We start from the raw sequence: 26,553 nt of genomic DNA on the forward strand, positions 1-26,553 counted from the left end.
AAAACCACTAACGTTTTTAGAGAAAGTTATCTAGAGGCTCAGGCTTATAAAAGGGAAATAAAAAAAGAAGAAGAATTATTTTGTTATATAAAATTCCTAGCATCATAAAGTATTTGTTGATGATTTTTTTTTTTGCTTTGGACTATCGCGCACTTTGCTAGTGACAATATAGTTAATTTATCATCTAGAATAATAAATGCGCTTACAAATGGCGACTCTTCTTTTTTTATTGCTCTACCAGTTATTTTAGTGGCTTTTGCTGGATTGGTTGGCGTCATTTCGAATAGGAGTGTGGGAGAAGCACCCACATCATTTATCGCCAGTGCACGGAAGAGGCTAAATGATCTTGAGGAACAGTTGGCTTCTTATAAAGAACACAATGATAATCTTCATGGTGATATATCTAGATATTTGAATAAAGATCATAAAAAAGATTTGTACGACATGGTTTTTAATTCTTTAAAATCTGATGTACTTGATAATTATATTGATGAGTTAAAATCGAGAATACAAAACAATAATACATTATCTAGGGTTGAAGATTATTTTGTTGAGATGAAAGAGAGGCTAGTTCTTAGATCTAATTCCCTAAATGTCACATCTAGAATAAATTTGTTCATTGGCATCAGCATAGCCGCCATAGGAATAAGTATATTGTTGTATTTTGTTTTTAATATTAATTATTCAAACAATGATAATACACTTATGTTTTTTGAGTTATCATCAAAAGCTGGAGTCAGTTTAGCAATAGAATTGCTATCTTTTTTCTTTCTGAATTTATATAAACGAAACCTTCAAGAAATTAAGTATATCCAAAATGAAATAACAAACATTGAGGCTAAGAAAGTTTCGTTAGTAATGTCAGCTGAACTTCCAGACAAGCTTAAATTTAAAATTTTTGAGTCTTTGTCTAAGACTGAGCGAAACTTCATATTAGAAAAAGGGCAGTCAACGGTAGAGATCGCTCAAAATAAATCTGATTCTACTTCGCTACTTAACACTATGAAGATAGTTTTAGATTCAATCAAAGACAATAAGAAATAATGTTTTTTTAATTTAAAAATCACGTCAACATCTCGGCCATGGTAACGGCCGAGCGTGTTTCATATATGATTTTTATTAGCTGACTTAGCTTAAGTTACATAGTACAACCCGAAGCTTATGAACAATTTTTTGAGTATAAATTAAACATTATTTATACCATCACTAGCTCTTCGCAACCTGTCACTTATGAGGTATTTGGCACCTTATATAATTAGCGTTTGATGACAGTCAGAGCTACTTTCTCCGTACTGCCCGAACGGCTAACAAAGTTCTTAACTTATAGAATATAGGTTAAAGTAAAATGCCTCACTGATGAGCACCCTGCCACGATGGAATCATCCATTCAACATTAACTTCATATAATAGGTCTTATATGAAGATAGGATCCAATTGAAGATCCGAGTATGATAGGGATCTCCATGGCGATCGTGCCCTTAGCAAACCTGCATCGTGCGGAGTTGATGATTTTTACGGCAGCGCTACGCAAATTCTGCAGAGTAACATCCCCGAACGTATCTCAGAATTCACACAGCAACGCCTCCATAATGACGGCTGTAAAATCGGACGATATGAACAAAAAACATCCTGCTTCAGCACTGACTCTTTCCGCTGACGGCGACATTGCCCACCGGCTGCGCGAGTTCGTGCAGGATCGGGAAGCGTTCTCTGAAAACACATGGCGGCAGCTGCTCAGCGTGATGCGGATCTGCGCAAAGTGGGCTGAAGAAAACGGCCGCACTTTTCTGCCCATGTCCTCAACCTGCCTGCGCGACTATCTTCTTTACCTTCAGGCCAGCGGACGCGCTTCCTCAACGATATCAACGCACGCAGCACTGATCTCGATGTTACACCGTAACGCTGGGCTGGTTCCGCCAAACCGCTCTCCGCAGGTTTTTCGTGCGGTGAAGAAGATCAACCGTACCGCGGTGATCGCCGGAGAACGCACGGGCCAGGCCGTCCCGTTCCGGCTCGGCGACCTGCTCAGCCTGGATGCCCGGTGGTCAGACTCCGAACGACTGCAGGAGCTGCGTGACCTGACGTTTCTGCACGTAGCCTACGCCACCCTGCTTCGCGTCAGCGAATTGGGACGGCTCCGCGTACGCGACATTTCACGCGCCCCCGACGGCCGGATCGTGCTTGACGTGGCCTGGACCAAAACCATTGTGATGACCGGCGGACTGATTAAGGGGCTGGGCGACCTGTCTTCGCAGAGGCTGACGGAGTGGCTGACAGTCTCCGGGCTGATTGCCGAGCCGGACGCCTTTATCTTCAGTCCCGTGCACAGAACGAACCGCGCGCGGGTCGAGGCGAAGAGGCCGCTTTCCACCCGTGCGCTCGAGGACATTTTTGCCCGCGCCTGGCAGGTAGCCGGTGCTGGCCAGGACATGAAGCCCAATAAAAACCGGTACCGCGGCTGGTCGGGTCACAGCACTCGCGTCGGCGCAGCAATCGACATGGCCACAAAGAAATACAGCACTGCGCAGATTATGCAGGAAGGGACATGGAAGAAAGCGGAAACGGTCATGCGTTATATTCGGCACGTGGACGCGCATGCTGGTGCAATGGTTGATTTAATGGGGCAGCATAAAGTCTGACAGCTCGGTGCTTATACAACTGCAGTGTTAAGTTTATGAAGAAAGGGTTCTGTTTCTTCAGAAGTTCTCTGCCAGCCCGCGCGGGAAAGTAGCGCATCAACGGCCCCCAGTTCTGCCGTAATGCGCACTTCCAGTGGCTTAGTCTGATAACCGTCCTCATTAAATCCGGCCGCGAGACCTGCTTTTCGAATATACAGCCCGGGTATATTTGGATTCAGCTTAGTGGCAAGACGCCCTTCCCATTCTGTCTCAGTGAGGACGCCGTATCTGATCCCGGTCAGCGTAATGGCATGCATGATATGCTGTAGCCTGAAGAGATCGTTTTGTTCCAACAGCTCTCCATTGCTGGCTCGCCAGAGATATTCAAGCTTTCCCGGCAAATCCGCACGTAAACCCTTCTCCCTTCCTTCCTTCAGAAGCCAGTGTATATCGCTTGCCAGTTCTCGCCTGAAGAGACGCCTTTTTTAAGCCGTAGCCAGCCACCTGCACAGGAAAAGATTTTCCTGTGCAGCTGAATTTACCGTGCCGGCCTTACGGGCCATATTGAGTGCAACGAGGGCGCACCATGCGAGATGGTCTACATAAAGGTTAGAATTGTCCATTCATTCAGTCTTGAGTAAATGCTCCGGAGTACGTCGACCTAGAGCTGAGTGCTAATTAAGCCAGATCCTAACCTGCCTGCTCCAGAATTTCATCACATCTGCAGAAGTTAAGGCAGAGGAGAACCAGACCACTGAATCACTGTGCATCTATCGCCATTCCGTCCCCCTGCCCATCTCAGGTGGCTGGGCTTCCTGTACATGCATAAACAACGCTTTTTTGATTTAATTTCTCAGAGTTGCATAACTTTTATTTTGTTCTTAATATTACTATGTTCATGAATCATGAACATCTTTGGGGTGTGAACAAATGAAGGCTGAGATGCTGCTATCAAAAGCGATCGAGAACCTGCCGTATGGTTTAAGCGCTGAATACGAAAGTGAGGAACTAACAGGTGATTCTGATGGGCTCCTCACGATCGTAACCCCCCAAGGGGAGAAATTAACCTTTGCTACAGAGATTAAGCAGATTTTTCGTATATCCACGCTGGGTGCTATAAGAAGAATGTCTGATGAAGCTGCTAAATATCCTTTACTGCTCATCTGCAATCAGCTCTCTGAGGGAATGTCAGAATACTGCTCACAAAACGGCATCAACTACATTGATATTGCTGGAAATATGCAGATAAGTGTTCCCGGCTTGTATATGCACGTCGCAGGAAAACAGGCAGAAAAAGCCATCGCTTCTGCCGGAAGCCTTCCTGAAGGTGTAATGAAACTGCTCTTCGTGCTGCTTTCAGAGCCTGACCTACTGAATAAACCCTATCGAAAGCTGGCGGAACTGTCAGGTATTTCTCTGGGCATGGTCAGTAAGGGGTTTGAACTGCTGGAACAGCGCCGGCATTATCGAAAAGCACAGAGCGGCCGGCGTCTTATCGAACCGGAAGCACTTTGCACTCTCTGGATAAAAGAGTATGCGCGCGCTCTTAAACCGCGTCTTGATCAACTGGTTGTGGCCGCTCCTGAATCATGGGCGCATCTGACGCTGGCTGAGGGAGAATATAAAGGAGGAGAGCTCGCCGCCGCCGCGTTGACTGATAATTACTTGATACCGGGATCGGGGATTATCTATACACCTCATTCACTGTTACAGCGGCGTAAAGAGCTGAATCTGAAACCGGTGCCTGAGGCCGGACTCCAGTTGATTAGATGCTTCTGGGGCAGTTTCATTCTTAACGAGAAAGCAAAGGCAATGCTTTGCCTTGCCGACATGCTTGACGTACATGATGACAGAACACTCGAAGTTGCCAGGATCATTAATGACAATTACCTTGAACTTAGCGAAGCAGCTCTATTCTCCTACTGAGGAGCTACTTTGCAAGATAGATACAATATGCAGCGCTCACGAAATCCCCTACTTTATTGCTGGTGCGACGTCGCGGGAAATTCTCATTCACCATGTTTATGGCCGTCCTGTTGGCAGACGAACCCGAGACATTGATTTCGCCGTCTTTGTTAAAGAATGGGCATTTTTTGATGCGCTCAAACAGGGTTTCATCAAAGCAGGAGCCATGGCGAGTAAAGGGAACGCGCACCGTCTGATTCTGGATGGAGTCGAGCTTGATATCATTCCATTTGGTGGTGTTGCAGAAGCCAATAAAGTCGCCTGGCCACCGGATCGAGATGTGGTCATGGCTGTTGATGGATTTGAAGAAGCGTTCAGACACACTGTGCTAGTTAACGTCGTTTCAGATCATCCGGTCCCGTTCTGCTCGCTGCCGGGGCTGGCACTGCTGAAACTCTTTGCATGGAGAGACCGCGGAGTAGGAAACAATAAGGATGCCGCGGATTTATACAAAATAATCGTTGAATATGGCGTGATTGAAGATGGCCGTATATATGAGTCGCCGGTCGATGGTGAGGAACTGGCGTGGGATACTCTGAGAATGGGGGCATATTTGTTAGGCAGCGATATAGCGGTGATCGCAAGTGCTGCTTCCATGAAAGAACTACTCACCCTGGACATTGAGAAGTTAACGGATGCAGTGGTCAGACAAAGCCGGAGCGAGAGCCCGGAGGAGATCGAAAGAGTGCTGGAAGATTTCTGGGCAGGAATTCAGCATTCTGAATAGCATACTTCCATGAGTCAATATTATGAAATAAGAGAATTGGTTGCACAGGCAGAAGTGTAGAAAGCCCGTAACAACGCCTGTGCTTCACTCTGTTGCGTCTGAATTTCAGACGGTGCAAACATCATCATTCATACTTAAAGCTTATCAAGCACGATACCTCCTACCCGCGAAAGTTATTCTCGCCAATCAAACCATGTCCTGCCCGACCGCCGTTTAAGCAGCGGCCTTTCAGGCGCACTGAAGTCAGACGGTCGGAGACGAAAGGAAGAACCCGCGGTAAAACGCACAGCAAAGAAGAACCGAGTAGTTACAGCATCCATTTATGAGCCTTCACTGATCCGGCCCTGCGGCTGGTCAGTGGGGGCAACCGGTGTGCAGGTACGGTGCGGGTCCGGGTTGAGAGGGGCGTGGGGTTTCAGGTTCGGCTCGGGGCTGGTGTTATCTGGATTATTTATGTGTGTTGTAACTATAAAGCGATGTTTAAGTTCAATGTGCAATTATGGTTAACTTTCGGTATCGTCAGTTTAAGGCTAATTCAATTGAGGTACGTATGAGTTCCAACGCATATGCTCGCGGAACAAAAGCTGCGTCTGTTTGGAAGCGCTTATCTCGCGTCTATTACGATGCCAATGATCGCTTTGTTGCTTGGGCAGACCGGAAAAAGATACCTGCATCGATAGGAAAATCAGTTGTGCCCTTTTCTGTTCTTTTGCTAATAATGCTGGTCATCGTTGCAGGATTCGCTCTGGGCGCGACTATGTTGTTGGTATCTGGAATTGTGTTTATGGTTCGCTTCATACAGCTTAATAACACAGTTTCCAATGCTTCTAATGAAGCAGCCTCTTCGTTCGGCCCTGAGTACAGAAATGGTCGGGATGGATACGGTTATTATTATGGTGCAGCTGATGATTCAATTTTTTCATCAGCTGGCTCTAATAATGAGGAAGAGGAAGAGGAAGAGGACAAAGCTTGAGGACTGAGCCGCCCCCAAGCTAATTATGTCATTACATTTTTACGGTGCTTTTCATTTTATTAACTGCTTCTCCCCCACTCTGCTCGACCTTAGCAGTGCCATTTCTAAATGCCCCATCAAGTGCACCTCCAATTCTAATGCCCGCCCATGACAGAGCCCCCATCCAAACTGCAGGCAGCACCAGAAACATCGTGGCCATAACAAAGTTCATGATCAGGTCATCCGAACTGTTCTGAAATCCGGCCATGTTAAAGCTGCTGTGTGTGTCAGAACTGTACAGCGCTGTTAGCAGCCAGCTGTCGAGCCATCGTGTCAGCTCCCACCAGAATGTCAGGAAGTTCAGTGCAAAAAGCACAAACGTGAGTGTAATGACTGTCTTAATTTCATAGGCTGAGAACGCTAGGATAAGCGGCAGAATCACCACCACCGCCATGAGTAATACAGCTTGCACCATCGGTAGCGCCTGGCGCATGGCATCGAATGCCGGGAACGCTGCCAGACTGCCTAACGCGGTGCCGCCGATCGCAGCTACACGCGAAACAGAGTTATCGAGTGTAAAATCGGCGTTTCCTCCATAGCCGGCATAGACGTGTCCCCCCTGCGATACGGTCAGACTTTCAGGGCTGACCAGGCGGCGGATAATGGCCTCCTTATAGTCAGCCGCATTACCACCGATCATGGTCATAGCGGCCGACAGACGGGTCCACAATCCAGGGTCAGCCTGATCAACAACACGAGCCTGTAGTCCACTATCAGCTTTATTCCACCACTCGCTGCAGGTTGGGTAGCCACCCCGGCCGGTATCCGGCCTGCCGCTGTCTCGGCTTTCGTTCCAGGCAAATTCCGCCCGGGGTGTTTTCGATTGCAGGCTGCCGTAATAATTACTGAGGAAGGTTTTGCTGCCGATCCACTCAATATCACGCAGCGTGACTTTGTCTTTCGTCTGCCCTTGATCCTGACGTTTCCACATATACAGCGCGAGCGAATAGCAGTCGTTGGTAAAGTCCTGCAGCTCTTCCGCGAGAGATTTGTTGTTAATTCGCGTGTGCTGAACCTCAAAACGAAGCTGGCGCATGTCCGGGCGGCAGGGGATTGTGGCAACAGACGCCTGCGTAATGCCCTTTGCCAGCTTGTGAATCAGATACCACCAGACCGGCGCGGCAGCCGTTTGATCGTTAATGCTCGATATGACCGGTGAATATCCCGTGTCATCGGGCGCTTTTGGCGTCCACGTCCCGCAGCTCTGCGCTCGCGACGTGTCATATTTTATCGTGCTCATATCGACGTTCATCAGCGGCATACAACAGGCAATCATCACCAGAAAAGAGGAGTAAATCGCATGTTCCATGCGGGGTATGGACAGGGCACCTTTATTTCCCTCATCTTCTCCTTCTTCACGCACTTTCAGCCAGATGCCGATAAGCCGGAAAGCAACAGGCGCGGCAAACAGGCCGGTTGTGATGAGAATATTCCAGAGTCCGTTGTTCACAACCCAGCCAAGCAGGGTAAGGAAATATTCCAGGTAACTGTTAGTCAGCATCAGGACGCTCCCGTGCCGCCGAGCAGCACCAGTTCACAGACAACAGCAAAAATAAGGCTGACAGCCGCAATGCGGAATAGCGGCTGGCGGTGTTGCGGGCCGAAGCCCGGCGCACGGAAAACTTTGACAAAACCCCACGCCAGAGCACCATAAATTGCCAGACGCCATATCAGCCAGCCATAGCGGGCGTGCTCCATCCAGTCACGAAACGCAGCGGCCTGCGCAGGATTCCTTACAGCCCGGTCTGCGACGATGATCCCGGCCAGCAGCAATGCCAGCAGAGCGCCGGCAGTACACAGCACGCTAAACAGCACGGGGTGCCGGCGGAAAAATGAGGCGCGTTGTGCCCCGTTTTCGGTTTTCATAGGCTGCGCTCTCATCAGTTGTTTTCCGTCTCAGGAACGGCCAGACGGTTGATACGGCTGTCGGTGCTGTCATCGCTTTGCGTCTGCGGGTTACTGTTAACACGCCCGTTTTCCCGATCGATAATGGTGAGCACAGAATTGCGGGAAAGCTCGCGCTTGAGCTCCATTTCATTTCTCAGGGCGGTGATCTCACGATCGATGGCCGCAACGCGACGATCGCCCTCCTCAATGGCTGCATTCTGAGCGGCAGCGTTAGGCTCTGACATGCCGGTAACAATCATGCGGCGCATAATCAGCGCGGTTTCAACCGTATCCGCCATCGCCAGCTCCCCGGCGAGGCGGGCGGTCAGGGCGGCGTTGTCTGGATCACGCTGAAGTGCTCTGATGACACCTGCAGTGATGGGCAAACTGCCGGTTTTGAGTTTTGCCAGGTTCGTCGCGTTAGGCTGCTCGGTGCCGTTGACGAGTTTGACAAGCTGTTCAGTATTCTCTTTGGTGGTCTCTTCTAGGATGGGCGCAAAGCCGGTACCGGCCTGAGTGGCACCCGGCTGCTGTTCGTCATCGCCGCTGGTACATTGTGATGCGTCGCTGCAGGTGCGCAGGGAGGTGTCCCCCACAACCTGCACCACGGCTTTGGCCGCTTCATCGGCACTTGCATATTTTCCGCAGGCACCTCCGTTACAGCTGTTGCTGCTGACTGAATCAGAACTCAGTACCGGCAGGCTGTTCATCATGTTGAACCCCGCAGCGGTTAAGTCATGGGTAGGCCGGATAGCCTGCTGGCCCTGACCGCCGCGTTTCTGTCCGCCAATCCAGTTCTGGCCTGAGTTGCCCTGCAACTTGTCCGCTGAGTTATTCACGCGGACAGCATCAGCGTCTCCGCTGTTAACAAGCGACTTGTATTCATCCATGACCGCGCCCTGCGTCCATTTGTTGTTGCCGGCAAAATCCATCATGCGCTTCGACATGTTCTGACAGTTGAGCTGGGCTTTATCAAAAGAGACGTTTGCCTGCAGCACGCCGTTTGTGAGCATGTCGTACAGGCCGGGATTGGCACGCTGGATAATCATTGCCGGCAGGCTGGCGACGGCACCGGTGGCGTTCTGCACCACGTCGCCCATGAGGTTTTTAAAACCGTTTGTTACCCCATTAAGCTGATTGCCGACGGTTGTTTTCAGATCGAAGTTGCCGCACATCAGGTCGCTGCTCCAGCCTGCGCTCATACCAATTTTACGCATGCTACTGCGTGTTGCCGGCTGCGAAATAACAGAGCCGCCGCCGAGCGTATAGTAGAGCTTGTCAGAAACTGCGCCGCTGACGTCCTTGCCGTAGCCTATGGCGCTGTTGTTCACGGAGGGCAGTGAAATACCGAAAGCGCCGGACTGATTATCATCAGCCGCCTGCGCGGATGACGCTACGGACGCAATGCACAGGGCAAGAGCGGTCGATCTAAATTTAACTGGTGACATTGTGCCTCTCAGAAGTCAGTTGAATAGAGGAAGGTCTGGCCGCGTCGCTTGCAGCAGCTGTAGGGCTGCCAGAGCGCATACGCTTCGTTACCGTCCTGAGCAATGGGATACGCGCCGTCAGGAAAGGCGGCGCAGGAAGCGGAAAGCGTGGGTGACAGGCGCTGCCATTTATGATTCGCCGTGCCCGTGTTTTCTTTAACCTCTCCGGGCGGCCAGTAGCCCGCTTTGTGCATGCCCTTCAGTACCTGGTAAACGTGGGGCTGCCCGGAGCGGGTGATAATGTCTGCGACCCGCTGCGCGACCACGGCGGAGGCTTTATCATCGTCTGTCTGGCTGACGAAGCCGGAACGGGGGTAGATATTGCCCCACATGTTTGCGCTGGTCTGGCTGCCCAATTCGCGCTGGCCGGGAATCAGAGCTTCGGGATACAGTGACTCAGGTAATCCCGATCGCCAGACAAGTGAGTCCAGCGTGCTCAGATAGTAGGGATTAAATGGCGTGGCGGCGGTATCGCACGAATAACCGGCAATACTGCCGCCGATGACGGAGGTGGCAGGGTGGCCTATCGCATCGGCGTATTTGAATTTGATGTTCGACTTGCGCTTCCCGGGCGTCTTGATATCGGCGGCATTACCGCCGCCGGCTGGCGCACCGCTGGTCAGCGCGTTGTCGATCGTACCGGACGCGCCACTCATAAACGCCATCTCTGTCCAGGGATTCCCGCCCGGGCCGGTGTAGGTGGACACCACCACTTCAGGAATGAAGTGTGTCACTTTAACGGAGGTTTTCACTGAACAGCCAAAGGGCGTACACATCAGCCAGTAACAGATGCCGCTGACGCGCCAGCTGATGCAGTCCTGGGTAATGGCGCTGGCAATGATGCCGGCAGTATTAATGGCAGAGACCGTGGCCGGCGTCGCAGCTGCTACCAGCACGGTGGCAACACCGGCGGCATTTAAATGTGTTCCGGGGGAGAAGCGCATCATTTACCCCCCTGACTGCGAAGCGTGGCTGCCCGGGCAATGTCGGCCGTGCCATAAACCACATCCCGATCATCGAAAACGACTGCAGGGAACTTATGTAGGCCGATCTCCCAAGCATGCACAACCTGCCGGTACGCCTGAGCAATCTGCTCCTGCTGACCGGGCCATTGCGGTGACTGAATGATTTCGCGGGCCTGCTGAGCGGCCAGCTGCGGATCGGCAGCTAACTGGCCGAAAATAGAATCCTGCAGGCGGTCGGGGCCATCAAGCCAGACAACCGAGCTTTCTTCGGTCAGATTCTGAGGGGGATGTCCGGCATCGGTATATACAACGGTGCCGGCCATCAGCTGAAACGGTATAAGCAGGAAAAGTGAGTGTAATAACCTGAGTCGCATAGCAGATCTCCGTTACGGTAACAGGCCGTAAGAGTGGCAGCGCGTGGTCAGGCTTTCAGCAGTAAACTCTTTTTCCGATTTTGAAAATTTCTGAAGAAGGAGGTTGTACAATGTTCACGGTTGTTTGAATCCTCAACGGCCTCGGATTTTTAACATGCCGCAATTAGACAACCGTCACTAAAATGGATTTTATAAAAGTTTAAATCTCAATTTAAACTGCCCGTAAACCTTTTCGGCCTGGAAAAAACGCACATGGCTCAATGCTTGAGTACTACATATACTTCTTACATCATCAATTTCCGACTGTTTGGCTTTCAAACCAAAATAGACCGATTTTATTGCGTTTGGGTTAATTGAAATATCAATGTTAGCCGAGTCCGTTTTGTAAATCCTAAACTCCTTTTCGTATTCCCATTTTACATGTTTCTTTGATAAAATTGCATCGACTGTACCTTCCGGATCAGAAAGGTAATTTGTAGGTGTATAATTATCCACATACTTTATAATCCTTGGGCCTAGAAAGAAATCCAAGTCTTCTCTAAGGGATAACTCAATAGCCAAACCTTTATGATAATCAGCATAATGTGACCAAAGAAGAATTTCGTTCACATCTCTTGATAATGCCAAGACACCTCTTGAATTTACGGCCTTGTTTTTGGCATCCTGGACCCATTTCGAAACGATACTTTTATCTTGCTTAATTAGATTGCGTCTATCTAATGGGAGATTTGCATATCCAAAATTATTTTTATTAAAAAAATTTTTTATTTCGGACATCTTATAGGAAGCGACCTCATCCAAAGAGCAATCAAATGGATCGTTGAAAGCTGTTGGGCTTGAAAACCTGAACGTACAGTCTTTAAGAATTTGTTTACCGCGACTGATCCCCCTAAATTTGAATAATGTTTCGGGATACACACCATCTTCAATTCCTTTTAACAACAAAGCTTGCTGATTCATTTCAACTCCACTTTAAATTTCTCAATAATTAAGTTGGCACGTTATCGCTGCTAGCGAGTCGTTTCGGAGGAGTAACCGCACCTAATGGATCCTTCCTATAATAATCTATAAAGTGCTTACCAAAAACACGAACTAAACTTTTATTTCGAGTTCCATCTATAAAATCTTTTACATCATGAGCTTGGCGAAAAACAACCTCATACCTCTGGTCATTTTTATTTTTTTCTTTAAAATCATTCAATAAGTCCATTGAATCCTTGCCCAGCTTACCTGTAGTCCAAAACTCAACATGAATAGCAGTGTTAGGATAATGTATTAAGGCATGCTTAAAAAACACAGGTACTTGCTCATGAATCCAATGCTTGACATCCTTATGGAGAACTTCAGCATAAGGGTTATACCCCTTGCATTCAATGAAAGTTACTTTCTTGTAGCCATTCGATACAAAAACATCACAGTCAGCTTTTTTCCCCTTCGAATCTTTACACTGCACACCGACTTCAACATACTGTGCGCTATCTTTTACAGCCTTAGCAACAATATATTCGAATAAATCACCGCGAAGCTGTGAAGCTGCACCCTCAATATGAGAAAGGCGAGTCATTACTTCATCTATTTGCTCTGATTTATTATTTAGAAACGTAATGCTTTTCAGTGTTTCTGTAAGGGCTCGTAGAGTTTCGGCTGTTTCCTGTCCAAAAAGATTGTTGACAGTTGCAGGCACTATTCCTTGCTCTTTAAGAGCTAAGAATGCTTCCTTGGAATAAGAATCTGCCACAAAGATGAAGAAAGGCCTACCTGTTTTTGGTAGGCTCTTTATAGATCTGCATTTATTAATAAAAGGAGCTATGTGTTCTTCTTCTAACTTTCCGTTAAATAATACATCACAGCAAAAAAATCCAGGCATAGTGCCGCCTGAAGATTTTTGTTGAAGCAGACCTGTGAGGTAACTTGGTGCAGTGAGATCAAACAAAAAACCCGTAACTTTAGGTTCGCTGACGTCTCTATTCTTCAATTGTTCATAACTTACTAGGCCAAGGTTTTTTGACCATTGTGCCACTGCTTTAAGCAGCACAGATTCAGTAACCATACGAGCTTTTACTTCAATTTCTACGCCATTGAAATATTCTTCATTCGATTCTCGTAGTGCGACACATTCGCCAATACCTAGTAAATCTATTTTTTTCACAAGACCGTTGCTACATAGTCTCTGTAATACTGCTTCATGTGATAACCTTTTACTCATGAAGTGAGGTGACCCACTTGCCGCAGGGAAATGCGCTAGAGGCATGACTCCGCCACGTGCTAATAGCGCCCCAATCGCGTAGCCATAAGCAGATTGTGTTTTTTGCAACGTACTTGTGAGAATTTGCCAGTAAGTCGGACTCCCGAACTGTTCAGGCAAATAGATGAACGCCTCTCGACGAGGAAAGAGCCCTCTGAGACTACTCACCGTTTCTGTGGCTATCGCGCGAGATATTTGTTTCGTCGCAGCTATGCGGGTTATGTTCCCCTCTGCACACAAATAGTTGCACAGGTCAGAACTGAGAAGAGGGCCTTTAATTTTTAGAATATGCGTTAGATTTTTAGGCATTGGATGTCACACTGCGTTAATAATAATTACAAACACTCTGTGAGGTGTAGATCAGTTAAACCTACATTAACATACTTATAAAACATATAGTTAAAATGAAAAATAGCAGTTATTTTATTTTCTTCGCCACTGATCACTTTAAATAGTGTTTTGTGCTAGATAAAGTCAAATTAGTATCATAGATAAAGTGCATTTTGACTAGCGGAGTCACTACGGGCTTTGTGCAAGGTGTGCTGTACGTACATAGATCGCTTAGACGAATAATTTATCAAATAAAAATCAATTTGTTAGCATTTAAAGTCTTCTGTTCGGACTTCGGAAACATCTTTTTAGTACTGATTTTTTTACAAGAATTTTGTTCTACTGAGCGGTAGCTCCTGGCACAAGGCCATTTAACAAAAAAACCGGCTTAAAGGCCGGTTTCATAGTGACTTTTAACTCAGCTAGGGAAAACGTTGTTGAGCCAAAGCGTAAGGAAAACCATATCAGCTGCGTCAGGCACGTTTACATGCCAGCGCGGCGAATCGAATTCGTGGTCCAGGGGAAGTCCGGCGCGGCCTTCCTGCGTCAGCAGAATGTCCGCACGTTTGCCCCTGTTGTCCTCAAGATGAACCGACACGCAGCTGCTCTTACCAATACGATGTGGGTTACAGGTAATCGTTACCGGCGGTTGCAGCCTCAATCTCAGTGCGTTCTCCATTGCTTTCAGTCGCTCTGCCGTCGTTGCCGTCATCGCGGGCTCCCCCTGCGGATGCAGGCTAAACATAGCAGGGGTTGGCGTTTCGTCCGGCGCAGGGCTCTGGGTCAGAGGTTGCGCATACTTGAGCTTAATCATGCGGTCAGCATCTCTCTCTTATCATTGTGTTCGGGCATCCCGGCCTCATCTTCCGTCATCAATCCACGCAGACGATCCAGTTTTTTCGCTACGAGAATAGCAGCATCCAGCTCAGAACAGTTATGTTTACGCATCAGCGCTTTACGTTCGGCTTTCTCTTCTTTCTCCGTCATCCCTAGCGCGAGGTAAAGGCTGGGCGGAACAGCGCGAAACAGCGCTTCAATTTTCTTCGAGAGCACCACGCCTTCGGTATAGCACCTTGAGAGCTTACTGGCGGAAAGCAGCACGGCTTTTTGCTCCTCTGAAAGCGTCCGGAATCGGGCAATATCCTCCACCTCTTTTTTCGGCATCGTCAGACAGATCCACCACTCCGCCATATTAAGCATCTTGCCGGCAGCGTTCGGGTAATCCTCAAGGTTCTGTGTGGCAAGCCATAGCCATGCGCCAAGCTTACGCCACATCTTGACCACTTTGGTCATATAGGGGGCGAGAAGTGGGTTAACCGTCACAACGTGCGCCTCATCCACGGTAAAAACGATGTCGCGTTCAAGGTACTGGTCACGTTCAGCAATGTTGTTGATGGTGTTGGTCAGTGACACCATCGTCAGCGCCATCTGCGCCTCGTACCCTTCACGGGCAAGGTGCGCGAGATCAATCAGCGTAACGTCAGCTTCCGGCCACAGAGAACCTTCCTGATTAAAGAGCTCTGCCTCAAAGCTCCCCTGTTGCGTGAACATGCCCAGGGATTCGGCCATTTCAGCCGCTTTCGCCCGCCGGGTTTCGTTACGCACATGTCCGTTGCCGCTTTCAGTCTCCAGTGAAATGGCGTTAAGCGCTTTCTGCAGGTCGCCCGGCAGCATCTGACGGCCTTCTTCCATAGTTTTACGCGCGGCCATAATCAGCGCTTCGCGGATCATGGCGCGGTCGGCACGTTTCAGCGCGGCGTCCTCTTTCGGGTCGCCGCCGGTGATCATCATTCGGGCAGAAATCTCCATTTCGCCCAGAATGTCGCGCTTGCCATCCTCTTCATCATCATCAGGATCGTCCTCAATGTCCGGAAGATCGCTCTCATCAATTGCCGGAGCGGGCGCATCGCCGTCAAATAGCTTATGTGCATCAGCGAAGGGGGGCAGCGATACGCCGCTGCCGGGTTTGACGCTGACCTTGTTAACCGTAAGACCAAGACTTTCAAAGTAGTCTGCAGTAAGCCCGAAACTGTTACCGGCTTCTGCAATAAACAGGCGCGGGCGGTGCACTGCCATCAGCTGACAGAGCATTGAGCAGAGCGTGGCGGATTTACCCGCGCCGGTCGGGCCGAACAACAGCATATGCGCGTTCTGGGAGCGGTCATCTTTGTTCAGTGGATCAAAGTCCAGCACATCGCCGCCACGGTTAAAAAAGCTGAATCCGGCATTACCGGTCCCGGTTTCCCGGCCGGTAACGGGCAGCAGCCCGGCAATGTGCTGGACCCATGTCAGGCGGGTATACCAGTTTTTCCTGTCATGTTGCGGGTTAAAGCACATGGGCAGCGCCCGCAGCCAGGTGTTAAGCGGGCCGGTTTCATGCTCAGCACGTACCGGCTGCAGCCCTTCGTTCAACAGTACTGTGCTGAGCTCGATGCGCTTGCGATGCATTTCGGGCATGTCTTTTGCGCGAAGGATAAAGGTGATGGCCGCGCGATAGAGTTTGTGGCGGTTTCCCAGCAGTTCCTTGACGGCGGCGACGTCCTGGCGGACGCGACCGGACTCGGTATTCTCGCCGATGGCGTTTTTCGCCAGGCGGTTAAACTTCTCTTCCAGCGTGTCCTGCGGCTCTGCAACGACCGTAATGCAAAGCATGGTGCCTTCGGGGAAAGTGTCCATCAGCGCGTTGATTTTCTTTTCACCCCGGCTCTTTTCACCGGTGAGTGTGCCTGGCTCAGGGGGTTTACGCAGGCGCTCCACGGAAATGGCTGAGTGGGCGATGTTATCAAGCCACCACACGCCGTTTTCGACATCTGAGCGTGGTGGCGTGAATAGCAGGGTTTCGGCAAAATCATTCTCTACAGGTATCATGCCTGCAGGCGTGTCGCGGCTGTCTTCATAGGCTGCCGCGCGGTAAAATGCTTCTTTATTCATGCCCTCTGGCGCGGGATTGAACATCCGCAGCAGCCAGGCGTGAACCTGCAAGCCATTCTGGCGTGTGCAGTTAATATTGACACTGGAAAAAGCGCTGCAGAGGCGTTCGCACGCCTGATTCAGCATGACGATAGGTGACATCAAATCAACGCTGTTTTTAGTCGCCCAGCGGTAGATAACCATCCGCGTGCGTCGCTGTTGCCCTCGCCATGGCTGGCCGGTGATCAGTTTATCTTCAAACAGACCTTCAGGGCGCGCAATCCCGCGCATATGCTGCTCGGTTTCTTTAAGCCATGCCTCGGTAAACTCGCTGTCCTGCGCGTGCGGTCTTACGTAACCGCGCAGACGGTCAAGGTAGGCATCAACGTTATTCTCGTCCTGACAGTAGAACTGAACGATCCACGGGTTGCTCGCGAGATCGTCAAAGCTGTCCTGCAGCGCATCTTCAACCACGTCACGGATCTGCTCCAGACGCTCGTCAGGTCGCCCTTCGGTTGCCGCCGGCGTCACTTCATAGACGGCCCCCACGGAGATACCATCGTCAAGCAGCAGGCACTGCTCCTCATCTAGAAATTCTGCCCACGGCAGATAATCAACGATGGACGGATTATGCGAATAAACGCGTTTTTCATCGGCCTGTGACATTTTGCCGGGACGGACAACGGGCTCCGGACCGGCCTGCTCAGAAACGTCAGGTAAGTCATTGTTTTTTTTAGAGGATTTCCCTTTAAAGAGTCCGAACATTACAGCGCCTCCGTACGTTCGCCAGGCATGGCGTACTGTGTCTGGTCATAGAAGGGGAAAACAGTGCTGTAACCAGGCACGGGGGTGTTACCCTGTGCGAGATGAGGAAAGACGTACATCACCATGTCAGGATTAGGCAGGCGAGGGAACTGCTGGCTGATTTCGGACTCCTGCGTGCGGCTGTAGCTACGATCGTCGTGGAGTGCGGCCTGCTGTTCGCTGTCAGTAAGACCACGGCGCAGCGTGCTGCGTGCTTCACTGCCGCGCGATACACCTGATTCACCGTCGGTGCCTTTCCACAGCTCCAGCATGTTGCTGTTGCCCGGCGGCAGCATTTCATCTTTGTTTGTGGAGCAGCCGGCAAGCGTGCTGGCTGCAATAATCATGAAAATCCCGAATTTTGCAGTAATACCCATGGTCATTCTCCTCAGTCCAGTCCGCCGGTGCTGCCGTCTTCGCCGGGCAGGGTAAAGTCATAACGCACCCTGCGGCCTTTATCTTCGTAATCGATCGCCAGCTCGCGGGTAATATGCACAGCGAGATGCGCTCCGGGCTGAACATAAATTGCATCGAATGTTTGCCCGTAACGCTGCTTAACCCAATCAGTGGTTTCAGACATGCCGCCTGACAGGGCTTTACCCAGGACCGCTTGTCCTGCATCTCCTGTCATGGTTGAAGAGATACCATTCACATTGTTTTGAGTTGTGTACTGCCCCTGACTTAAGCCTTCACCAGCTGCACCGGCTGCAGATAACCCAAAAATAGTTGGCAGATAGGTAGAAGCATTTGACTTACGTTCTCCACCAATACAGGGGATCCCTTTTTCATCAGAAATCCAGCCGATGCCGCCACTGGTGCCAGTATCTTTCCCGCCGTTCTGGTTGCTGTTATTGCTGCCTTTGCCGCTGCGGTCCGGTTTCGGCAGAGTACGTACAGTGCCGTCGGTGAATACAAACGTGACACTGTTGACCTGACCGCGCACGCAGGACAGGGTCCAGTCGCCGGAGGCGGTGCCGGAGACGATCGCACCCTCAACGTCCGGCAACTCGATGCCGTTGGCCGTAAGGTTATCTTTACCAATGAGTACCTTAAAAGGATACGGGTCGGTTACGGTGCCGTTGATTGGCACGCGACCGAGCAGCGCCGTCATCGCTCGGCTGCCAATCAGCGTGGAGTTTTCCGGTAGTGTATATACCGGTTCGGCCTCCTCTTCTGCGCCTTTCTCAGCGGTTGAACCCTTTACCTGCTGTTCATAGCTGGATTTTTGCTTTGTCAGCGCGTTTTCACTGAGAAATGACGTCGGGAAGCCGGATTCGCCGGTGTTGCTGCTGCCTGCAGCGCCATTTTTCTGAGCTGAAGCCGAAGAGGGACTGTCCTGGGGCGAGACCCACATCAGGCCATCACTACCGGAGGCCGGAGGATTGCTATCACCAGCACCCATGCCATCAAGGCCCAGACCGAGAGGGATATCGCTGTCAGCACCCTTTGCCTTGTCTGCAATACCCTTACCGGCATTCTGCAGTTTATTTGTGAGCTCATTGATTTTTGACGTCAGGACGTTCTGCTGCTGGCTCATCTGTTTTTCACGATCGTGATAGCTTTTCTCCACGCCCTGAACCGCTTCATTAACCTGGCCGGAAACGTTGTTATTGCGATCGCGTAGCTTTTTGTTTTCATCCAATAGCTGTGCATTCTGCTTGTTGAGAGAATCCTGCTGCTGACGAACGGCGTTAAGAGAGCCTACGATCGTCTTAAGCGTATCCTGCGGCGTATCCCCCTCAATGCCGAGCGCCTTCAACTCTTGCGGTGAGAGGTTTTTCAGAGCGTCGCCTGTCTTAACATTCTGAGTGGCGGGTTCCTGTGACTTGCTGTTATGGCTTTTTACAGCAATAAATCCGCCGCCAACCAGAATGGCGGGGACCAGCACTTTAACCAGCCCATTTGACTTAATTTTCATAGCGGATCACCTTCTGGGCTGGGCGGTTAGTAGCCTTATTCACTACAGAGGGCTCACGTACAAAAGCGCCATCAGGACGACCGGCGGTAACCAGGTACAGCGTGGTGGTGTCTTCCGGCGTGCCAGCGGCACCCACCCAGCGATGCTGGAAGGTGGCCGTGACAAACTGGCCCTGCAGTTCACGCGGATCGAGCACAACCTTCTGTGAAGAGTTGTTGCGGATTCTCAGCGCGATAACGGTGCGACCTGCCACGCCCCAGCCCGCTACTGGTGACACGGTCACGGGAGCTGAGGGATACAGGGTAGTAATGCGGGATGGCAGATGTGGATTAACGGGGTGAATGCCCGGCACGGATTCAACGGTTCGTACTGGCGCATACAGATTCTGAGCTGCGTAGCGTGTCAGCAGCACCGGAACGGGAGCTTTAAAGCTGACTTTTTTACGCTTCGCCTGTGAACTGTTGCTATCGCCAGCGGCTTTCTGTTCGATTTCAGAGTCTGCACTGCTGATGGTACTGACGTCACCGCTGTAAACGATTTTAACCGGTTCGGCTGATGCGGTGGCAGTCGTACGGACGTCCAGCAGAATGACCTCACCGCTTTCCATGTCCTGCAGCTGAAGGCGCGTTTGAGGGAAATCACTGTTTGCTTTGAGATAGACTGCGCCGCCGGTGCTCTGCACGCGCAGCTTGCCGTTAAGTGCCGGCGGAAAACCCACGCGCACGTTTTTATCAGCGAAAATCACGCGTTCCTGACCCGTTTTGAGAGGTATCTGCAGCGGCACGCGCTCCCATTTCATCAGCTCGTCAGCATGCGCTGGCGCGGAAATCATCGTCACGGGCAGCAGGGACAGTGACAGCGCAATAAGGCATGCACGTGATCCTGAGGTAAAAGATGGATTCAACATCAGAACATCCCCTTTCTTTCTGGTTTCGGCTGTTCAGGCGCAGCGGAAAGACGCTGCGGGATGCCTTCATAGCAGTCCAGCGCCAAACCAAATGGATTGGACTCAGAATCACCGTCCCAGCGCACAACTTTCAGCGGATAGCGCACCATGGCGCGCTTAACCGGCTCTGTGAGATAGTATTCGTCGGCCACAAGGTCGAGCTTCACTACCCAGTTATCACGATCGATGACTTTCACGCTGTTACCTGAATAACCACGGCCGGGAATTTCGTAAACCACTCTCACTCGATCGGTAAGCTCATTTTTCTCACCGCGCACCTTTGAATCCTCCTCAAGAAACGCTTTGCACTGTGGCGTCAGGTAAGCAGAAAGCGACTGAATGCGAGCCGGGTAGTCCACTCTTCCGTTTTTAGGCCAGGCATTAAGTTGCTGAAAAATGTAATACGTGAAGCCGTACACGGTCGGAGGCGGGATTTCCCACCACGGGCGCGTGCTGCCCTTACGCAAATCAGGTGGGTTATGGATGGTCAGCTTTTCAGGCGCTCTCATCCAGCCGCCCATAGCAGTAACCAGTAATAGCAGCAACACTACGCAGGCCGCCCGCAGGGTAAAAATATGCTGATCGCGGCCCTTAACCGCGTGGCGAAAACGACTCATTTAGTACTCCTGAGGTTTTTGCTGCGTCGCAGGGACCAGCCCTGCGAGTCAATGATCAATTTAGGATCGCCCAGCCCCATGCAGCGCTTTTTCAAAGCAAACCGCTGCCAGAGAAAGTTCTCGGGTTTGCCGCGCTTTTTGCTGCTAAGCCACCGTCCACCGAAAGCAATGAGGACGAGAGGAAAAAGCAGCGTTACCGTGGGAACAATCAGCCAGCTGAAAAAAAGGAGTAAGGGCAGGGAAAGGATGAAGCCAGCCGCAACACCGATTAGAGCCGCAAGGCCTAACTCGGGGGTGGTAAACCCCCGAAAAACTACTGGCTCAGCATTCAGGCGATCCGGTAAAAATCTGATGGTCGCCATAGTGAAGTTCCTTAGTTGATGATGTCCGCAGACTTGCCCAGCAGCCAGATGATGGCAACGAGAAGCGCGACGCCAACGACTACAATCGAACCGAACTTCACCCAGGTCGCGCGTTCATTACGCACTTCGTTAAAAGTTACCAGGCAGTTCTGAGCAACCATGAAAAATGCGATCGCGCAGAGAACCAGTCCACCCAGAACTAATCCATCCTGTATATAACCAGTCAGCTGACCATTAAGGCCTGTACCAGAACCACTTGAAGAGGGCGATTCAACAGTTGGCAGGTCTGCAAAGGCCGGTTTAGCCGATAACCAGCCGGTTAAGCCGATTGCCAGAGAGCGTGCGTAAAAGCTTTTAGCTTTGATAACTGAGCGGGACACAACAGAAGCAAATTTAGACATGATTTCACCTGTAAAAGGGTTGATTAGGGATTAACTGCCAAACATCCAGATACTTACAATTAACAATAAAACTGAGCGAACTACGGCTCTGCCTAACGCGCCTTCCTTAAGGCGCTGATTTGCCCAGCCTGAGTAAACATCAACAATTGCCCAGGCAGCCCACCAGAACATGAAACCGAACAAAAGCCCCAGGCAAAGAAGATGCAGGCCTGACGGCTCAAGATTTCCTGACGCAGATTTAAATGCAGTCATCTGGGCTGAAGTCATCGCCATCAGGGACGCTCCCGGCGATAATTTCCAGCTACAGCAGACAAATCGCGGGGCTGGGCACGCGTTGGCTCCAGGTAACGATCAATGCCGGCGCTTATGGTTTTCAAATCGCCATTAGCCCGCTGGTAATCAAAGAAGTAGCGGCCGCGCTCCGACGGATCAGCCTGTGCTGCGGCAACCCGCGCCCGTTCCAGCGAAGCCTGAACCTGAAAGATCATTCGCTGAGCGGATGCCAGCTCGTCTTTCTCAGATGCAGACGCCGGAGAGGACGCGAGAAAGGTCAGGCCCAGCACACCGCCACATAACAGAAGTTGTGTTGCCGGACGAAGAGATTTCATATGCACCTCCAGTGGTTTTTTGGTGCGGTAAGCATGCGAAATCTGGCTGCCGGGTTCAGCCGTTAACTCTTTTTGGGAAAATAAAAATTTAGAAAGCAGCGCAGATGCTGAAAGAAGTGGATTTAAGTTTTAATGTTTGTTGTAACTAAATAATTGCTCTGACGCGGCGCTATGCGCCTTGCCTGCTGACGGCCGGCATCTGAAACAAGTTTCAGGTACCTCCGTCCAGCTCTGATATGGGGAAAACAGCCTAAGACATTAAATTAATTCCCCGAACGCAAAATTTAATATGCGGTTTCGCCGACTAATATTGAATGATGAGTAAAGCCAGGCACAGCCCGCGTTAAAAGGTATCCTGCAGAAAAGGAGAGACATTATGTGCGGAAGGTTTGCGCAGTATCAGAGCCGGGACGTCTACCTTGATGCCCTTGGCGCAGCCGGCAGTGATTACGTGCACGATCCAGAACCTATTGGGCGTTATAACGTTGCTCCTGGCACTAATGTGCTGCTTCTGAGCGAGCGCGACGACAAACTGAAAATTGACCCGGTGTACTGGGGTTATGGACCTGAATGGTGGGACAAGCAGCCGCTCATCAATGCGCGCGGAGAGACCGCCGCATCGAGCCGTATGTTTAAGCCGCTATGGAACCACGGTCGCGCCGTAGTGTTTGCCGATGGATGGTTTGAGTGGGTGAAGGAAGAAGAAAGGAAACAGCCCTACTTCATCTATCACAAAACGCATGAGCCGCTGTTTTTTGCCGCCATCGGCAAAGCGCCCTATGACGAACCGCACGGGCATGAAGGTTTTCTGATTGTCACTTCAGCCAGTAACAAGGGCATGGTGGACATTCACGACCGCAGGCCTCTGGTGCTGAAGGCGTCAGCGGTAAGGGAGTGGCTCAATGGTGATACCACGCCCGAACGCGCGATAGAAATCGCGCATAACGCAGCCTTACCGGAAAGCGCATTCAAATGGCACCCCGTATCAACGAAGGTGAATACGCCTCGTCATCAGGGCAAAGAGCTGATTGAAAACATATAGGTAAGCTGTTTTTCGCTAACACCTATTATCGGGGTAAGATCAGTCCGCTTTGTGCTGTGAGTTCAATGGCTCGATGCAACGCTATCCTTAATCAAGGGGGGACGTTGCCATGAAACGAAGAACTCGTATTAACTACACGCCAGAGCAGAAGGCAATTATCTGGGATAGATATAAACAAGGTGATTCCCTGCATGATATCGCCAGAATGTTCGACAGATTTCATTCTTCTATCATGCCCACAATCCACCAGACAGGTGGCTACCGTCCTCCCGTTCGAAAGCGGCATCGATTAGCGCTTACGCTTGATGAAAGAGAAGAAATATCCAGAGGATTGGTAGCAAAACTCAGTATCAGGGACATCGCTGCCAACTTATCAAGAGCACCCTCAACGATTAGCCGCGAGGTCAGGAGGCACGGAGGTGCCAAGCAATACCGTGCAGCAAAAGCCGACAATGCTGCTTGGGAAAATGCTCTGAGACCAAAACCTTGCAAGCTAATTGAAAGCCCCACATTGTGTAAAATCATTGCAGAGAAGATGCATCAGGACTGGTCGCCGGAACAGATCGCCGGTTGGCTGAAACGCTGTTATCCGGATAATCAGGAAATGCATGTGTCACACGAAACGATTTATAAAACGCTTTTTATACAAACCCGGGGGGCATTAAAAAAAGAGCTGCAGCAATGCCTCAGAAGCGGAAGAGCGGTTCGTAGATCCCGAACGTCATCACTTAAAGGGAAAGGATTAGGGAAAATTCCGAATGCGATACCTATCAGCGAAAGGCCACCGGAAGCCTCAGACAGAGCCATCCCTGGTCACTGGGAAGGTGATCTGAGCCAGGGCTCGAAAAACTCCGATATCGTTACCCTTGTAGAACGCCATTCCCGTTTTGTTATGTTAGCCAAAATCAGGGACAACAAGACCATAACGGTTATATCTGCACTCATCAGACAAGCCCGGGAATTACCTGTTGAGCTATATAAAACATTAACCTGGGATCGGGGAGCTGAAATGACCAGCCACACCCGGTTTACTGTAGCAACAGACATCCAGATTTACTTCTGTGATCCTCAATCTCCCTGGCAACGTGGCTCAAATGAAAATACGAACAGGTTGCTAAGACAATATTTTCCAAAAGGAACTGACTTATCGGTTCACAGTCAGCACAGACTAAACAGCGTTGCCAGACAGCTCAACGAAAGACCGAGAAAAACGCTAGACTATGAATCACCCGCAGAACGGTTCAATAAGTGTGTTGCGTCCATCAGTTGAACTCACAGCCAGAAGCAGACATTGTATTAGTGGGGAGAGATCTGCGCCCCACTCTTTGTTTACGATGCTATACATAACCCTGTTTTAGTTTGTTCTGGGCGTTCTGTTTAACCAGAGTAAAACTCCGACGCCTACCAGACTAAACAGAGAAATGCTGTAAAGAGCGGTAAAAGCACCCAATTTCTGCGCTATCACACTTGTTATACCGGTAGAAATAGCCGCGGTCAGAACCTGTCCGCGCCATGTAAGTGCACTGGCTTTGGCGACCTGAGTTTCTGCGAAGTTTTTGAGTACGCCGAACGTACCCAAAGCAAAAACAATATTCGAACCCATGTGTGCACTGAAAATCATAACAAGCCCGGCGTATGGCAATCCGGCGGACAAAGGTATTAGAAAATAATTTCCAATATGTATACCCAGGCATAGCAACAACAGCCAGTTATTAGCGGAATAGCGCTGCAATTTACCGGCATCGAGCATTAGCGGGCCGCAGAGTTGTCCGAGGCTGCGCGCAAAAAGCAGCGGCAGTGCCAGCCCGGCTGACTCTTCAGGCCTTATTTCCTGTGCAAGAGCAGGTAAAAGCGCCATAGCGGGAGAACCCACAGCTGCAAGGGCAGGTAAAAGCATAACGCTTCGTTTTTGCAAGGGAGATAAACATCGCCAGAACAACTTATGCGTGTCAGGCACCGCTTTTTCTGGTTGCAGCTCCATCGCCTGAAAAACAGAGGCTGACGTCAAAAGCAAAGCAGTAGAAGCGACAAAACTCACGGCATCAATGGCAAGGAGATTCAAAGGAGAAATCAAGTCGAACAGTAAAACGCCCAATCCGGTACCGAGCAAAACCTGTGAGGCAAAAATTATCGTTTCCATAGCGGTTGCTGCAGGTAGTTCGTCATGCGCCAATCCACGTTTAAATAGCAGAGCCAGTGCCGGATAACTCATGCCGCTGAATAGGGCTTCTGCACACTGTACCGCAAGCAGAGCCGGAACGTTGTGATGCAGCAAACCATATAGCGGAAAAACAAGTGCAAGCAGGCCGAGTAGCTCTGTAAAAATCAGGATTCGGAGTGGTGAAACTTTCTTACACAGAGCTTCGCCCAGTATGCTCCCCAGAAAACTGGGCAGCATTGACAGCATATAAACTATCGTCAGAATCGCAGGAGAAGCTTGCCAGTTTAAAAGTTGCCCAAAAACAATGACCTGAGTAAGTCCATTACCTAGAGATGACAGGATATAAGCAAAACCAAGGAAGCGCAGCCAGTCATGACTACGCAGTGCGCGAATTAGCGCAAGCAGCAAAGTATTCATGCGGAAAGATTCTCATCATAAATAACAGAAACCCACACAGCCGACAGGCAATGCGGAAAGCAATAACTGTTAAAAGACAGAATCTTTACATTGGAAAATTTACATTTCTGGAAACAGATACAACACTGTATCACATAAAAAGCAGGCGGTATTCTCGAAGCCGGAGCGTCCGCTTCTCGCTCACAGCGGACAGTCACCACTCTTAGCTTGTCCGCTTGGTATCAGAAGCAGACGTCAGATCCGATTAATACAATCAGCGTAATGTCTTCGAGAAACAGACTGCTTCCGTCCTACCTATGTATGGGCCGTAATTCGCAATACGGATATAACCCTTTTTGTTGTAGAAATTTACAGCCCGGTGGTTGATGTGTCGGGTTTCCAGCCTAAGCTCGGTATATCCCATCTCTTTTGCAGATTTTTCAAGAAAAGTGAGTAAAGCACTGCCAACTCCTGACTCACTTCGGTCTGAATACATTCTTTTAAGCTCGGCTATATTTTGCGTTAAAGGTCGTATAGCACCGCACCCGACAACTCTACCTTGGGAGTTCTTCGCTAATGCCCATACGGCTTTTTCATCACTCATTGTTTCAACGGCGAAATTGCTTTTGCCGTTATCACCCGTAATAGTGGCAAGTTCTGCGGATAGCAATTCGATTAAGCGATGGGATTCTGAAGACAACGGATCTGATTTCTCTACTGTAATCATGATTATACCCTGAAGGATGAATGCGACTAACATGATGCATCCAGTAAAGGA

Annotated in this window: 26 protein-coding genes and 1 pseudogene; 7 read left to right on the top strand and 20 right to left on the bottom strand. The window is 50.0% G+C overall.

The window, feature by feature from the left end; genetic code table 11:
• The first annotated feature begins 132 nt into the window (after positions 1 to 132).
• The gene (locus F3J37_RS21105; protein WP_166935511.1) at positions 133 to 1,044 is read left to right on the top strand and encodes a hypothetical protein; all 912 of its coding nucleotides are present in this window, start codon (positions 133 to 135) and stop codon (positions 1,042 to 1,044) included.
• A gap of 569 nt (positions 1,045 to 1,613) precedes the next feature.
• Entirely contained in the window at positions 1,614 to 2,639 is a 1,026-nt protein-coding gene (locus tag F3J37_RS21110; protein WP_166935670.1) for a tyrosine-type recombinase/integrase, read from the top strand.
• An 11-nt stretch (positions 2,640 to 2,650) separates the two neighbouring features.
• Here the strand turns inward: F3J37_RS21110 and F3J37_RS21115 are convergent.
• Positions 2,651 to 3,091: pseudogene (locus tag F3J37_RS21115) on the bottom strand (DUF2913 family protein); the annotation flags it as partial.
• Between the two features lie 457 nt (positions 3,092 to 3,548).
• Here F3J37_RS21115 and F3J37_RS21120 point away from each other — a divergent pair.
• From F3J37_RS21120 to F3J37_RS21130, 3 genes are all read left to right on the top strand, one after another.
• The gene (locus tag F3J37_RS21120) at positions 3,549 to 4,544 is read left to right on the top strand and encodes a type IV toxin-antitoxin system AbiEi family antitoxin (RefSeq protein ID WP_166935513.1); all 996 of its coding nucleotides are present in this window, start codon (positions 3,549 to 3,551) and stop codon (positions 4,542 to 4,544) included.
• Positions 4,498 to 5,310 carry a nucleotidyl transferase AbiEii/AbiGii toxin family protein gene (locus F3J37_RS21125; protein WP_166935515.1) on the top strand — a complete coding sequence of 271 codons (813 nt, stop codon included), beginning with the start codon at positions 4,498 to 4,500 and terminating at the stop codon, positions 5,308 to 5,310. Before F3J37_RS21120 ends, F3J37_RS21125 begins: the two co-directional genes overlap by 47 nt.
• A 550-nt stretch (positions 5,311 to 5,860) precedes the next feature.
• Positions 5,861 to 6,283, top strand: coding sequence for a DUF3742 family protein (locus F3J37_RS21130; protein WP_166935517.1), 423 nt, complete (start codon positions 5,861 to 5,863; stop codon positions 6,281 to 6,283).
• Between the two features lie 31 nt (positions 6,284 to 6,314).
• Here the strand turns inward: F3J37_RS21130 and F3J37_RS21135 are convergent, their stop codons facing one another.
• From F3J37_RS21135 to F3J37_RS21215, 17 genes are all read right to left on the bottom strand, one after another.
• Entirely contained in the window at positions 6,315 to 7,823 is a 1,509-nt protein-coding gene (locus tag F3J37_RS21135; protein WP_166935519.1) for a conjugal transfer protein TraG N-terminal domain-containing protein, read from the bottom strand.
• The gene (locus F3J37_RS21140; RefSeq protein WP_240154149.1) at positions 7,823 to 8,188 is read right to left on the bottom strand and encodes a hypothetical protein; all 366 of its coding nucleotides are present in this window, start codon (positions 8,186 to 8,188) and stop codon (positions 7,823 to 7,825) included. Before F3J37_RS21140 ends, F3J37_RS21135 begins: the two co-directional genes overlap by 1 nt.
• A gap of 14 nt (positions 8,189 to 8,202) precedes the next feature.
• Entirely contained in the window at positions 8,203 to 9,657 is a 1,455-nt protein-coding gene (locus F3J37_RS21145) for an integrating conjugative element protein (protein WP_166935523.1), read from the bottom strand.
• 8 nt (positions 9,658 to 9,665) lie between these two features.
• Positions 9,666 to 10,643, bottom strand: a complete 978-nt coding sequence (locus F3J37_RS21150; protein ID WP_370662137.1) for a TIGR03756 family integrating conjugative element protein — start codon at positions 10,641 to 10,643, stop codon at positions 9,666 to 9,668.
• The gene (locus F3J37_RS21155) at positions 10,640 to 11,035 is read right to left on the bottom strand and encodes a TIGR03757 family integrating conjugative element protein (protein WP_166935525.1); all 396 of its coding nucleotides are present in this window, start codon (positions 11,033 to 11,035) and stop codon (positions 10,640 to 10,642) included. Before F3J37_RS21155 ends, F3J37_RS21150 begins: the two co-directional genes overlap by 4 nt.
• Positions 11,036 to 11,224: 189 nt before the next feature.
• Positions 11,225 to 11,995, bottom strand: a complete 771-nt coding sequence (locus F3J37_RS21160; RefSeq protein ID WP_166935527.1) for a DUF2971 domain-containing protein — start codon at positions 11,993 to 11,995, stop codon at positions 11,225 to 11,227.
• Positions 11,996 to 12,023: 28 nt separating this feature from the next.
• Entirely contained in the window at positions 12,024 to 13,400 is a 1,377-nt protein-coding gene (locus F3J37_RS21165) for a hypothetical protein (RefSeq protein ID WP_166935529.1), read from the bottom strand.
• Between the two features lie 628 nt (positions 13,401 to 14,028).
• Positions 14,029 to 14,424 (bottom strand): hypothetical protein, encoded by a 396-nt coding sequence (locus F3J37_RS21170; RefSeq protein ID WP_166935531.1) that lies wholly within the window; start codon positions 14,422 to 14,424, stop codon positions 14,029 to 14,031.
• Positions 14,421 to 17,285: a conjugative transfer ATPase gene (locus tag F3J37_RS21175; protein ID WP_166935533.1), complete on the bottom strand. Its 2,865-nt coding sequence runs from the start codon at positions 17,283 to 17,285 to the stop codon at positions 14,421 to 14,423. The genes F3J37_RS21170 and F3J37_RS21175 overlap by 4 nt, the downstream gene beginning before the upstream one ends.
• Positions 17,285 to 17,701: a TIGR03751 family conjugal transfer lipoprotein gene (locus tag F3J37_RS21180; protein ID WP_166935535.1), complete on the bottom strand. Its 417-nt coding sequence runs from the start codon at positions 17,699 to 17,701 to the stop codon at positions 17,285 to 17,287. Before F3J37_RS21180 ends, F3J37_RS21175 begins: the two co-directional genes overlap by 1 nt.
• 11 nt (positions 17,702 to 17,712) lie before the next feature.
• Positions 17,713 to 19,242 carry a TIGR03752 family integrating conjugative element protein gene (locus tag F3J37_RS21185; RefSeq protein WP_166935537.1) on the bottom strand — a complete coding sequence of 510 codons (1,530 nt, stop codon included), beginning with the start codon at positions 19,240 to 19,242 and terminating at the stop codon, positions 17,713 to 17,715.
• Positions 19,232 to 20,149 (bottom strand): TIGR03749 family integrating conjugative element protein, encoded by a 918-nt coding sequence (locus F3J37_RS21190; protein ID WP_166935539.1) that lies wholly within the window; start codon positions 20,147 to 20,149, stop codon positions 19,232 to 19,234. Before F3J37_RS21190 ends, F3J37_RS21185 begins: the two co-directional genes overlap by 11 nt.
• Positions 20,149 to 20,805, bottom strand: coding sequence for a PFL_4703 family integrating conjugative element protein (locus tag F3J37_RS21195; protein ID WP_166935541.1), 657 nt, complete (start codon positions 20,803 to 20,805; stop codon positions 20,149 to 20,151). Before F3J37_RS21195 ends, F3J37_RS21190 begins: the two co-directional genes overlap by 1 nt.
• Positions 20,802 to 21,167, bottom strand: coding sequence for a TIGR03750 family conjugal transfer protein (locus F3J37_RS21200; RefSeq protein WP_166935543.1), 366 nt, complete (start codon positions 21,165 to 21,167; stop codon positions 20,802 to 20,804). The genes F3J37_RS21195 and F3J37_RS21200 overlap by 4 nt, the downstream gene beginning before the upstream one ends.
• Positions 21,168 to 21,178: 11 nt before the next feature.
• Positions 21,179 to 21,568 carry a TIGR03745 family integrating conjugative element membrane protein gene (locus F3J37_RS21205; RefSeq protein WP_166935545.1) on the bottom strand — a complete coding sequence of 130 codons (390 nt, stop codon included), beginning with the start codon at positions 21,566 to 21,568 and terminating at the stop codon, positions 21,179 to 21,181.
• Positions 21,569 to 21,598: 30 nt separating this feature from the next.
• Positions 21,599 to 21,841, bottom strand: coding sequence for a TIGR03758 family integrating conjugative element protein (locus tag F3J37_RS21210; protein WP_045814466.1), 243 nt, complete (start codon positions 21,839 to 21,841; stop codon positions 21,599 to 21,601).
• Positions 21,841 to 22,176 (bottom strand): integrative conjugative element protein, RAQPRD family, encoded by a 336-nt coding sequence (locus F3J37_RS21215; protein ID WP_166935547.1) that lies wholly within the window; start codon positions 22,174 to 22,176, stop codon positions 21,841 to 21,843. The genes F3J37_RS21210 and F3J37_RS21215 overlap by 1 nt, the downstream gene beginning before the upstream one ends.
• A 376-nt stretch (positions 22,177 to 22,552) precedes the next feature.
• Here F3J37_RS21215 and F3J37_RS21220 point away from each other — a divergent pair, with 376 nt between their 5' ends.
• Complete coding sequence (locus F3J37_RS21220) at positions 22,553 to 23,218, top strand: SOS response-associated peptidase family protein (protein WP_166935549.1); 666 nt, start codon at positions 22,553 to 22,555, stop codon at positions 23,216 to 23,218.
• A gap of 109 nt (positions 23,219 to 23,327) precedes the next feature.
• Positions 23,328 to 24,488 carry an IS30 family transposase gene (locus tag F3J37_RS21225; protein ID WP_166935551.1) on the top strand — a complete coding sequence of 387 codons (1,161 nt, stop codon included), beginning with the start codon at positions 23,328 to 23,330 and terminating at the stop codon, positions 24,486 to 24,488.
• An 84-nt stretch (positions 24,489 to 24,572) separates the two neighbouring features.
• Here the strand turns inward: F3J37_RS21225 and F3J37_RS21230 are convergent, their stop codons facing one another.
• Together F3J37_RS21230 and F3J37_RS21235 are read right to left on the bottom strand one after the other, a co-directional pair.
• Positions 24,573 to 25,796 carry an MFS transporter gene (locus F3J37_RS21230; protein WP_166935553.1) on the bottom strand — a complete coding sequence of 408 codons (1,224 nt, stop codon included), beginning with the start codon at positions 25,794 to 25,796 and terminating at the stop codon, positions 24,573 to 24,575.
• A 253-nt stretch (positions 25,797 to 26,049) separates the two neighbouring features.
• Complete coding sequence (locus F3J37_RS21235) at positions 26,050 to 26,502, bottom strand: GNAT family N-acetyltransferase (protein WP_240154150.1); 453 nt, start codon at positions 26,500 to 26,502, stop codon at positions 26,050 to 26,052.
• Positions 26,503 to 26,553: the final 51 nt, after the last annotated feature.

The sequence above is a fragment of the Candidatus Pantoea communis genome, from assembly GCF_011752685.1.
GTDB lineage: Bacteria > Pseudomonadota > Gammaproteobacteria > Enterobacterales > Enterobacteriaceae > Pantoea > Pantoea communis.